This is a genomic window from Lentimicrobiaceae bacterium, assembly GCA_023227965.1.
GTDB lineage: Bacteria > Bacteroidota > Bacteroidia > Bacteroidales > JALOCA01 > JALOCA01.
In genome coordinates, this window is the sequence record JALOCA010000003.1 from 103827 (window position 1) to 115754 (window position 11928).

The window sequence follows — 11928 nt, forward strand, 5'->3', positions numbered from 1 at the left end:
TTTTATAAGCCCTGATTAATTAGGGCATAATTATACACAATCATTGAAAATCAATATTTCTATGAAAAAAACTATTTCTTCCGGCTTTATAGCTACATTTATCATTGGCATTTTGTTTTTTATTTTCGGATTTGTAACCTGGCTTAACGGAACGCTGATAGTATATTTAAAAATTGCCTGCCAGCTGAATACCTTCCAAGCTATGCTGGTGGCTTTTGCTTTTTATATTTCTTATTTTGTGATGGCATTGCCCTCATCGTGGGTATTGAAGAAGACAGGTTTTAAAAATGGAATGATGCTGGGGTTAGCCGTGATGGCAGTGGGAGCACTGTTCTTTATTCCAGCGGCGCAAACCCGCACTTACGAACTTTTCCTTACAGGTCTTTTTATTATAGGTACAGGGTTGTCGGTATTGCAAACGGCATCCAATCCTTATGTTACTATTGTTGGTCCGATAGAAAGTGCTGCCCGACGTATCAGCGTAATGGGTATCTGTAACAAGGTCGCAGGGGTACTTGCTCCCATCATACTGGGAAGTATCATACTTGCCGATGCCGATACATTGGTTAAAGAAATTCAACAATTGGATGTTGCACAAAGAGCCGTCAGGCTGGATGCAATAGCTGCCCGCGTTATTTTTCCGTATAGTATCATGGCTGCCGTTTTGATTGGGCTGGCATTGATGATACGCTTTTCGCCGCTTCCCGAAATTGAGTCGGAGCCTGAGGATGTAACGGAAAAAGGAGTTCCTGAAACAAAAAACACTATTTTTCAGTTTCCTAACCTTGTTTTGGGCGTACTGGCTATCTTCCTGTATGTGGGTGTGGAAGTAATTGCCGGCGATACCATCGGCATGTACGGGCAGTCGCAGGGAATTCCACTTTCGATAGCCAAAAATTTTACGGCATATACATTAACTGCGATGGTAATCGGTTACATCATCGGTATTATTGCCATTCCTAAGCTGATTTCGCAGTCCAAAGCGTTAACCGTTTCGGCGGTAGTGGGAATTCTTTTTAGTATAATTGCCATTGTTACTACCGGATATATTTCGGTATTATTTATTGCCATATTAGGATTAGCCAATGCGCTGATGTGGCCTGCCATCTGGCCTCTTGCCATCCATGGGCTGGGGAAATTTACCAAAACCGGTTCGGCAATGCTTATCATGGCAATAGCCGGGGGTGCTTTATTGCCTTTGCTGTACGGCAGGCTTGCCGATCTTACCTTTATCGGACACAGGCAGGCTTATTGGATTATGGTTCCCTGCTATTTGTATATTTTACATTACGGCACCCGTGGATGCAAAATAAAAAGTTGGAAATAATAATCTTATGCGGAGGCGTAGTCTTTTTTATGGATTTAATGAGAGAATCTCGTGTTAAGATTTTTTTGCTTTTAGAAAAAGATATTCGGTAAGAAATATTAAAACCAGAGAAAAAGCAGTGCTGAAAATAACTCTTGATAAAGTAACAAGGAAATCACGGAAGCTAAATACTTCGAGGTAAAACAGCAAAAAATGATGCACCAGTACCAGCACTAATGCATAGGAAAAAAACCATTGAAAGCCGAAATCTTGAATCCCTGGTTGTAAACCTGTATCGTATTGGCTGCGTACGGCAATACGCTTTAGCAAACCCGGACGGACAAATGCCATCAGCACAGTAGCAGCCGTATGCATCCCCATTATTCCTGAAAACATATCTATTGTGAACCCTATCGCAAATGCCAGCAAAAGCAGCAGCCAACCGGGTGTTTCAAAAGGCAACCACAAGATAAACAATACATAAATATAAGGATTCATAAATCCTGCAAATCGAATGTTGTTCAGGATAAAAATTTGAACCACTGCCAATGCGATGAACCGCAATCCGTTGATGAGATAAGTATTATTCATCTTTATCTTTCGAAAGTTCTTCCAACTGTGTTTGTTCCTTTTTTAAAAGACTTTTAACCACCATCACGTAACCTATAGCATTAAAATCGGTAGAAAGCCGTATTTTTATCGTATAAAAATTATCACCAGGATTAACATAATGGCCTGATATTGTTCCTATCATTATACCTTCCGGAAACAGATTGGAAAATCCGCTTGTAACAATAGTATCTCCTTTTTTCAGAATAACATGAGTAGGCACTTCTTTAAGGTACGCGAAAACAGGCGAATTGTTTTCCCAGGCAAGGGTTCCCAACTGGTTATTCTTTTTTATTTTAGCACTGATGTGCGATTTGCCGTGCAACAACGACATTACGGAACAAAAATTTGCAGAAACTTCATTTACAATTCCCACAACACCATCTGCAGCTATCACAGCCATATCTTTTTTAATCCCATCCTTTCTGCCTTTGTTCAGCATCAGGTAATTATTTCTTTTACTGGTGGTATTGGCAATAACTTTTGCCGATATGTACCGGTATTGCTGTTTGTAGAGAGTATCGTCTATAAAGAACATATTGGTATCGGCAGTAAGAAAAGAGGAAGATACATGTGCTCTGAGCATGGCATTTTCACGAGCTAATTTATCATTGATTTTTCGCAGGTTAAAATAGTCGGAGATACTGTTAACGGTAGAAAAAATTGAGCCGGTAAATTGGTTGGTCGAACTGGTAAAAACGGTTCGCTGGTAATATGTTTGGGAGATAAGCATGGTGAAAGCCAATGCCTCGAGCAGCAGGAAAAGAAGAAAGAATTTATATTTCCAAAGAAAAGCTAACAGCTTCAGCATAATAATTTAGTTTTGGAATTTTCGTGATGCCGGCTGCTTTTTTACCAGTATTATTTAATTAAAAATGTAAATTTATTAAAGTTTTTCAACGCAATACCAGTACCTCTGGCTACAGCACGCAAAGGGTCTTCTGCCACATGCACCGGAAGTTTCGTTTTCAGATGCAGACGTTTATCAAGTCCGCGCAACATTGACCCTCCTCCGGCAAGATAAATACCCGTACGGTAAATGTCAGCCGAAAGTTCGGGGGGAGTCATTTCAAGGGCATTAAGCACGGCGGCTTCAATTTTTGAAATGGACTTGTCGAGACAATGCGCAATTTCTGCGTAGTTTACATAGATTTCTTTGGGAATACCTGTCAGCATATCACGTCCGTGTACAGGATATTCGGGAGGAGGGTTGTCTATCTCCGTCATAGCGGCACCTACTTCTATTTTAATTTGTTCGGAAGTACGTTCACCAATATTGATATTGTGCTGTTTGCGCATATATTCTTCAATATCAGCATTAAAATCGTCGCCTGCAATGCGTATGGATTTATTATTTACAATACCTCCCAGAGCAATAACGGCTATTTCGCTGGTGCCACCGCCTATGTCAATAATCATGTTTCCGGTGGGTTCCAGAACATCTATCCCGATGCCGATGGCAGCAGCCATAGGCTCATGAATAAGCCGTACTTCTTTGGCTCCGGCTTGTTCGGCAGAATCTTTCACAGCACGTTCTTCCACCTCAGTAATACCCGAAGGGATGCAAATTACCATTTTAAGTGCCGGCGGAAAGAGTGATTTTCCAGTACCTATCATTTTAATAAACTCACGGATCATGTATTCGGCAGATTGGAAATCGGCTATTACCCCATCGCGCAGGGGACGGATAGTTTTAATATTTTCATGGGTTTTACCATGCATCATCATGGCTTTTTTGCCCACGGCAATTACCTTACTTGTATTTCTTTCAATGGCAATGATGGATGGTTCATCCACTACCACTTTGTCGTTGTAAATAATGATGGTATTGGCAGTGCCGAGGTCCATCGCTATTTCCTTTGTAAGGAACGAAAAAAGTCCCATAGCATTTGTTTAAATGGTGAAGTTATCTGTTTATTTTCATTTTAATGTTTAAAATGGCGGAATCCTGTAAAAACCATACTGATTCCATGGTTATTGCAGTAATCTATTGATTCTGCATCGCGAATGGATCCTCCCGGCTGAATAACGGCGGTAATACCTGCATTTTTGGCAATTTCCACCGAATCGGCAAACGGAAAATATGCGTCTGATGCCATTACTGCCCCTTGCAGCGTAAAGCCAAATATTTCTGCTTTGGCAATAGCCTGCTTAACCGCATCCACTCGTGATGTTTGTCCTACGCCAGAAGCCAGTAATTGCCTGTTTTTCACCAATACTATAGCATTACTTTTACTGTGCTTCACTATAATATTGGCAAAAATAAGATCATCATACTGTTCCGGAGCAGGAGCCAATTTTGTAACCGTTACCATTTCGACAGGGCTTTCCACTTTCGTATCTTTGTCCTGCACAATCATTCCATTCAGTGCCGACCGGAACATCCTGTCGGACAGGCTGAATTTACAAGTTTGCAAAATTATTCTATTTTTCCGGGATTGAAGTGTTTCAAGTGCATTTTTTTGATACCCCGGAGCTATAATTACTTCAAAAAATAACTTGCTTATTTCCAAAGCAGTTTCGTTATCTATAGGCTTGTTGGTAACTAAGATACCTCCAAAAGCAGAAACAGGATCGCAGGCAAGAGCATCCTTCCAGGCATCAACCAGTAATTGACGACTCGCTATTCCGCAGGCATTGGTATGCTTGATGATGGCAAAAGTAGGTTCTTCAAAATCATGAATGAGATGAAGGGCAGCGTCAACATCCATAAGGTTGTTGTACGATAATTCTTTGCCATGGAGCTGTTCAAAAACCTCACCCATATTTCCATAGAACGTGCCTTTCTGGTGCGGATTTTCGCCATAACGAAGATGTACGGGCTGTGTCAAATACCGATTAAAGGGTATTTCGTCATTTTCGGGTTCAAAGTACCGGTGGATCATGGTATCGTATTCCGAAGAAACGCGGAAGGCTCGGGCAGCAAAAGTTTTGCGGTCGTTGATGTTTGTAGCTCCTTGTTTCGTATCCAAAAGATGCAGAAGTTCTGGATAATAAATCGGTGAAGGAACAATAACAACATCTTCATAATTTTTTGCAGCAGCCCTGATGAGCGAAATTCCACCTATATCAATTTTCTCGATAATTTCGGCTTCGTCCTGTGTTTTTTGTAACATTTCGGCAAAGGGGTACAAATCAACTATCACCAGGTCAATATAGGGTATGGCATATTGATGTATTTCCTGAAGGTCGGTGGCTACGTTGCGGCGAGCTAATATTCCTCCGAAAACTGCAGGATGAAGTGTTTTTACCCGTCCACCAAGTATAGACGGATATTCTGTTAACGATTCAACTTTTTCGGCAGGTATGTCCAATGAGGTAATAAAGTCATAAGTACCTCCGGTTGAAATAATTTGTACACCTAAAGATTGCAATTTTTTAACCACCGGTTCGAGACCATCCTTGTAAAAAACAGATATCAGCGCCCTTTCAATTTTTCTCAAATCGTTCATTTAAACCTTTTCTCAAGAAAGTGCACAAAGGTATGTAAAAAAGGATATTCCCGTCAATGGTTTGCAGGTAATTAATGTATTCTTTTAAAATTCACAGCAAGTTGGAAAAATTATTTTACCTTTACCGTTCGATACCCATCACTATGACAAGGCGTTTTTTCCTTTTTCTCAGAATGTTTCGCGAAAGCTATCTTTTTGCCTTGCAATCTATTTTAGTCAATAAGGTGAGAACGATTTTGTCGTTACTGGGCATTACAATTGGTATTTTTTCCATCATCTCTGTCTTTACAGTTTTCGATTCTATTGAGATAACCATCCATAAAAGCATAGAATCTTTGGGAAGCAATATATTGTTTGTTCAAAAATGGCCATGGGCTTTCGGAGATGCCAATTATGCCTGGTGGAAATACATGAAACGCCCCGAAGCCAGCCTGGAAGATTTGGAAGCTATACAAAAATACAGCCAGGCATCACAGGCAAGTGCTTACATGGTGGGTGTAAACAGGACGGTAAAATTTCAGAATAACTCCATTGAAGATGCCCCAGTAACAGCTGTTTCGCACGATTATCAGATTGCAATGCCTATCAACCTTTCCGACGGCAGGTATTTTACTTACAACGAATCTGTAACCGGCAAACCGGTTGCCATCATCGGTAGCGATGTTGCAGCAAACCTGTTAAATAATCAGCCGGCATTAGGTAAAAAAATAACTGTTTTTGGGCAAAAGGTGGAAGTAGTCGGTATCTTTGAAAAAGAAGGTGACAATATGTTCGACAATTCGAACGACAACCAGGTAATGATACCGGTACAATGGATACGCAATTTTGTTGATCTCAGGGGAGACAATATCGAAAGCACCATAATCGTCCGTGCCAAGCCCCTGGTGTCGAACGAAGAACTTACCGATGAGCTTACCGGAATCATGCGACAGGTAAGGAAATTGAAACCGGGAACGGAAGATGATTTTGCCATCAATGAAACCAGTATCATTACCAAAGGCTTCGAAAGCCTGTTTCGGGTAATTGCGGTGGTAGGCTGGATTATCGGTGGATTTTCGCTTTTGGTAGGCGGATTTGGTATTGCCAATATCATGTTCGTTTCGGTAAAGGAGCGAACGGGTATCATCGGTATCCAGAAGTCATTAGGAGCAAAACGTTATTTTATTCTTCTCGAGTTTTTGTTTGAAGCCGTTTTTTTATCAGTTTTTGGAGGGCTGATAGGGTTAACCATTATTTACATCGGCACATTGGTTATTTCCGCTCTTTTTGACATGGAACTTATTCTTACGCAGAGTAATATTCTAATCGGGGTCGGAGTATCGGCAGGAATCGGGCTTATTTCAGGGCTGTTCCCCGCATTTTCCGCCTCTCGTCTCGACCCGGTAGAAGCCATGCGTTCTACTTTCTGATGGATTATTTTTCGTCAGGTGTTTCTACATGTATGGTAACTTCCACATTAGAAATGTGTTGTTTTATTTCATCTTCGATAGCATCGCACAATGCATGTGCTTGTCCTATGGTGGTGCTTTCTGCCATTTCAATATGAAAATCCACAAACTTATAGTGCCCTGCGCGGCGGGTACGCAAATGGTGAAAATTAGGGGAAAATTTTGTTATAGATTGGTTAATGGTTTTCATTTCATTGTCAGTTAAAGCGGTATCTAAAAGAGGTGAATAAGAACGTTTTAACAAAACATACGATTCTTTCATAATAAACAAGGCAACCAGAATAGCTACTATCGGATCGAGCCAATGCAAACCGGTAACCACAATCAGCAGTAATCCCACTCCTACCCCTGCCGATGTGATAACGTCAGCTTTCAGGTGAAGTGCATCGGCTTCAAGTGCAATGGATTCTGTTTCATGGGCTACTTTGTAAAGCCTTCGCGAAACAAAGAAATTTACAATTGCTGAAATAAACATTACAACGAATCCGTATCCGAGATTATCCACCGTATCATGGATAAGCATTTTTTGCACGGCTTCATAGATAATCCAGATAGATGCAGCAAAAATCAGCAATGCTTCTATCACACCTGAAATATTTTCGAATTTCCCATGTCCGTAAGGATGTTTTGGATCGGCAGGCTGATCGGAAATTCTGACGGAAAAAAAAGCGATTATTGCCGCAATCAAATCCATGCCTGAATGGATGGCTTCCGATAATATACTCACCGAACCACTGATAGTCCCCACTATCAGTTTTATTATAATCAAAAAGGTATTGGAAGCTACCGATAATATAGCAACATTTTTCTTTTTACTCATACAAAGTCAATTGCTACAAAAATACACATAAGCTTTTTGTTTTTTTTAGAAAAATAAAAAGTTTATTACCATTTATATACTTGATTTTTAATATATTTGATTTTTTTAACCATGACGGTTTCGTAAAATCGTACAGGTAGAGAAAACATTTTATCCAAAACAATTTTTCATTTTGTTTTTTCAGGCTATTTTTACCTAATTTTACAGAAATAAAAATACAAGAATAGGTATGGAACGGCGCTGGGTGCTTAAACAACGTGGTAATGAGACGCATATTAGGCATTTGGCTGAAGCTATCAACATAAATAAACATCTGTCGAACCTGCTGGTACAACGAGGCATTACTACCTTTGAGCAGGCAAAAACTTTTTTCAGACCTGAGCTTTCGCAACTACATGATCCTTTTTTAATGAAGGATATGGATAAAGCTATCCAACGCATTGAACAATCAATAGCATCGAAGGAAAAAATACTCGTATATGGAGATTATGACGTAGATGGCACTTCGGCGGTTGCCCTTGTTTATACTTTTTTGCAATCGCTGTACGATCAGCTTGATTTTTACATCCCTGATCGTTATGCAGAAGGATATGGAATTTCATACCAGGGTATTGACTATGCTTCGGATAATGGAATTTCACTCATTATTGCCCTTGATTGTGGGATAAAAGCAGTGGAAAAAATTAAATATGCCAATGAAAAAGGAATAGATTTCATCATTTGTGATCATCATCGTCCCGGGGAAACCCTTCCTGCTGCCGTAGCCGTGCTCGATCCTAAGCGTGCCGATTGTCACTACCCGTTTAATGAACTATCCGGTTGTGGAGTTGGATTCAAACTTATACAGGCTATTGCCCAAAAAAGAAACATCCCATTCAGTAAACTTGAATGCTTTCTTGACCTGGTAGTGGTAAGTATAGCGTCTGATATTGTTTCCATCACTGGCGAAAACCGCATTCTTGCCCATTTCGGCTTAAAACTTATCAATACCCAACCCCGTCCCGGGATAGAAGCAATATTGAAATATAGCGGAATAAACCGTAAAGCGGATGGCATGCTTCCTGCCAATATTTTCAGTCGTGAACTTACCATTTCCGATCTTGTATTTTTAGTGGGTCCCCGCATCAATGCTGCCGGAAGGATAGAAAGTGGTAAAAATTCTGTCCGGCTGCTTATCTGCAAAACCATGCAGGATGCCGAAACGTATGCAACACAAATAAATGATTGCAACAACGAACGTAAAAATCTTGATACACAAACCACACAGGACGCACTGGAAATGATTAGCCTGAATCCGGATTTGATCAAAGCAAAAGCAACCGTTCTGTATAATCCCGACTGGCACAAAGGCATAATTGGCATTGTTGCCTCGCGGCTTACCGATTCGTATTATCGTCCTACCATCATCCTTACCCGTTCCAATCATCTCATCACCGGTTCTGCCCGTTCTGTAAAAGATTTTGATATTTACGACGCCATTGATGCCTGTAGCGACTTACTGGAACATTTCGGAGGGCATAAATATGCCGCAGGACTTTCCCTTAAGCCCGAAAACCTCGAACCTTTCAGAAAACGCTTTGAAGAAATTGTGGATGCCACTATTAAACCCGAAATGTTAATTCCTGAAATAGAAATTGACAGCAAGCTAAATCTCAGCGATATAAATTCAAAATTTATCCAGATTTTGAAGCAATTTGCGCCTTTTGGTCCGGGAAATATGACACCAATTTTTCAAACCGATGGAGTGGTAGATACCGGTTATGCTCGTATTGTAGGGAAAAACCATGTAAAACTATCTGTTATTCACCCTGAAATATCAGGTTATCCCTGTTCGGCGATTGCTTTTCAGCAGGGCGATTTTTTTCCGCAGATTGGTACAGAACAACCTTTCGACATCTGCTACCATATTGAAGAAAATGAATGGAACGGACAAAAGGAGATACAATTAAATATTAAGGATATTCAGTTGTCGGCTAAAAACTCAGCAGAACTCTGACAATAAGAATCAACCCGAAAAGTACCAGCAAAGCTCCCACAAGATGGTTAATTATCACAAGTAGTTTGGGTTTAAGTTTTTGCCTGATTTTATGTGCTATGAGGCACTTTAAAATATCGGTTGCGAAAACCGTTAGTAAAGTTCCTGTAAAAAATTCAAGTATGTGGTTTTGATTGGAACTGTAATTGGCTTTTACCAATCCCATCAATCCTATCCAAAAAATCCAGATAAACGGATTGGTAAAATTCAGGAAAAAACCTTTAAGTAAATAAGTATAAAAACGGGGCTGTTTTGTTTCAATTATAGAATTATTTTCCTCATCAATTACCATTTTGCGTGTAAACGTATAAATACCGAATCCGATGAGAATCAACCCGCCCACTAAGCCAAAAAACAGGTTGTTGGCAGTATTGTCGCCCAATAGTTGCAAGGCTCCCAGATAGCACAGTGAAACTAATAAGGCATCACTTAAAAAAACACCTACAGCAAGAACAATACCTTGTTTAAAGCCTCTTCGGATACTCGTTTGCAACAAAGAGAAAAGAGCAGGTCCCAACAGGACAGAAAGGGTAAGTCCAATTACAATTCCTTCAAATAAGGGATATTGTGTCATTTATTATTAATAATTGTTTTCTTTAAGGTATTCTTCCCAATTTGATAGCTTTGCATTTTTTATCACCCGGGGAAATTTATTCGAAGCACCTTCTTTCCCCTGCTTTCGCATCCAGTTATAAAAAACTTCTACGGGCAATACTTTTACAATCACGTTTTTAATAGCCGCTATACGTTCTACACGGTAATCGTCGTTCAGTATTTTCAGGCATTCATCAATTTTTTGGCGAGCCAGTTCTGCGTCCACGGCATCATTGGTTCCCAGGTACCATTTGTGGGCAAACATATTTTCATATTTAATGCCTGCAACCGTAAATTCCGGAATGTATACATTAAATTCTTCTTCAAGCATTTCGATTGCCCGGTTCATATTTTCCTGGGAAAGATGCTCTCCGCAAAGGCTCAAAAAATGTTTAGTACGTCCGGTAATAATTATTTCGTTGTCAGCTTTTGATGTGAATTTTACAACATCACCAATAAGATAGCGCCAGGCTCCTGCACAGGAAGAAAGCAGAATGGCATATTCCTTGTTTTCTTCTACTTGGTTAATAGTAAGAGTTTGTATATTATCCTTCAGGTTCCCGTCGGAATGAAAGTTTTCATCAACAAAAGGAATAAATTCAAAAAACAGGTTGTTATCAAGTACAAGTTGCATAGAATTGGTATTCGGGCGGCTTTGATAGGCAATAAATCCTTCCGATGCCAAGTAGGTTTCAATATAAGTCAACGGTCGGGCAAGCAGTTTTTCAAACCCTTTTTGATAAGGGGTGAAAGAAACCCCCCCATGCACGTAGATGGAAAGATTAGGCCAAATATCGTGTATGGTTTTTAGGTCATAGTATTTAATAATTTTTTCGAGCAGAATTTGGTGCCATGCCGGAACGCCTACTATGACCCCTATATCCCATTCGGGAGCTTTACGAACAATTTCATCCAGTTTTGTACTCCAGTCTCTTTCTTTCGAAATCCGTTTACCGGGTTTGTAAAAATGCTGAAACCAAAAAGGCAGATTGCCGGTAGTGATGCCTGAAAGGTCGCCTTCATAATATGTTCCATTGTACATTAAGTGAGTACTCCCTCCCAGCATAAGAATTCCTTTTTCAAAAAACTCACGGGGAAAATCGTATTGTGCAAGTGAAAATAATTGCCGTATACTGGTACGCTTGATAGCCCGTAACATATCGTTGGTAACCGGGATATATTTGCTTGATGCTTCCGATGTTCCTGAACTCAATGCAAAATATTTTACCTGTGTAGGCCAGCAAACATAGGCTTCGCCATGTAGCGCACGGTACCACCAGTTTCTGAAAATGGAATTATAATCATACACCGGTACTTTTTGCTGGAAAGCAGTAATTATATCTTCTTCCTTAAGGATATTTTGGAAATCAAAATGTTCGCCAAATGAGGTAAACTGGGCTTTTTGCAAAAGCCTGCGTAAAACCTTGCGCTGTGCAGCAATCCCTCCAGACCTTCTGATTACCTTGATCGGAATTTTACTTCTGAACTCTATAGCGCTTTTTATAATAGATCCTAATATGGGCATCCGAATGATCTTGGTTAATGTAATAAAGGCGTAAAATTAAAAATATTTTTTTTTATCAAACAAAGCATATAAGTATTTAATCCGTTAAAACAAAATCTTATATCAAATATACCTGATATTCAGACGTTTAATTTTATAA

At 39.9% G+C, this 11928-nt stretch carries 10 protein-coding genes; 3 read left to right on the forward strand and 7 right to left on the reverse strand.

Translation table 11 applies throughout. The features are described 5' to 3' along the window. The first annotated feature begins 61 nt into the window (after nucleotides 1-61). The gene (locus tag M0R21_01970; protein MCK9616583.1) at nucleotides 62-1327 is read left to right on the forward strand and encodes a sugar MFS transporter; all 1266 of its coding nucleotides are present in this window, start codon (nucleotides 62-64) and stop codon (nucleotides 1325-1327) included. Between the two features lie 54 nt (nucleotides 1328-1381). Here the strand turns inward: M0R21_01970 and M0R21_01975 are convergent, their stop codons facing one another. The 4 genes from M0R21_01975 to purH are packed head-to-tail and all read right to left on the reverse strand — an operon-like array spanning nucleotide 1382 to nucleotide 5367. Further along, the gene (locus M0R21_01975; GenBank protein MCK9616584.1) at nucleotides 1382-1897 is read right to left on the reverse strand and encodes a rod shape-determining protein MreD; all 516 of its coding nucleotides are present in this window, start codon (nucleotides 1895-1897) and stop codon (nucleotides 1382-1384) included. Next, complete coding sequence (gene mreC, locus M0R21_01980) at nucleotides 1890-2726, reverse strand: rod shape-determining protein MreC (GenBank protein ID MCK9616585.1); 837 nt, start codon at nucleotides 2724-2726, stop codon at nucleotides 1890-1892. Before mreC ends, M0R21_01975 begins: the two co-directional genes overlap by 8 nt. Before the next feature lie 50 nt (nucleotides 2727-2776). After that, nucleotides 2777-3799 carry a rod shape-determining protein gene (locus tag M0R21_01985; protein ID MCK9616586.1) on the reverse strand — a complete coding sequence of 341 codons (1023 nt, stop codon included), beginning with the start codon at nucleotides 3797-3799 and terminating at the stop codon, nucleotides 2777-2779. A 41-nt stretch (nucleotides 3800-3840) separates the two neighbouring features. Next, a complete protein-coding gene (purH, locus tag M0R21_01990; protein ID MCK9616587.1) occupies nucleotides 3841-5367 on the reverse strand; it encodes a bifunctional phosphoribosylaminoimidazolecarboxamide formyltransferase/IMP cyclohydrolase in 1527 nt (508 codons plus the stop codon). A gap of 101 nt (nucleotides 5368-5468) precedes the next feature. On the opposite strand from purH, the gene M0R21_01995 reads away from it, so the two are divergent. Continuing rightward, nucleotides 5469-6776: an ABC transporter permease gene (locus M0R21_01995; protein MCK9616588.1), complete on the forward strand. Its 1308-nt coding sequence runs from the start codon at nucleotides 5469-5471 to the stop codon at nucleotides 6774-6776. A 4-nt stretch (nucleotides 6777-6780) separates the two neighbouring features. On the opposite strand, the gene M0R21_02000 is transcribed toward M0R21_01995, so the two are convergent. Continuing rightward, nucleotides 6781-7635, reverse strand: a complete 855-nt coding sequence (locus tag M0R21_02000; protein ID MCK9616589.1) for a cation diffusion facilitator family transporter — start codon at nucleotides 7633-7635, stop codon at nucleotides 6781-6783. 229 nt (nucleotides 7636-7864) lie between these two features. Between M0R21_02000 and recJ the strand changes: the two genes are divergently transcribed. Next, nucleotides 7865-9631 (forward strand): single-stranded-DNA-specific exonuclease RecJ, encoded by a 1767-nt coding sequence (recJ, locus tag M0R21_02005; GenBank protein ID MCK9616590.1) that lies wholly within the window; start codon nucleotides 7865-7867, stop codon nucleotides 9629-9631. Here recJ and M0R21_02010 read toward each other — a convergent pair. Continuing rightward, nucleotides 9609-10244: a LysE family translocator gene (locus tag M0R21_02010; protein ID MCK9616591.1), complete on the reverse strand. Its 636-nt coding sequence runs from the start codon at nucleotides 10242-10244 to the stop codon at nucleotides 9609-9611. The genes recJ and M0R21_02010 overlap by 23 nt on opposite strands. Before the next feature lie 6 nt (nucleotides 10245-10250). After that, on the reverse strand, nucleotides 10251-11789 hold the full coding sequence (locus M0R21_02015) for a GH3 auxin-responsive promoter family protein (GenBank protein ID MCK9616592.1): 1539 nt from the start codon (nucleotides 11787-11789) through the stop codon (nucleotides 10251-10253). Nucleotides 11790-11928: the final 139 nt, after the last annotated feature.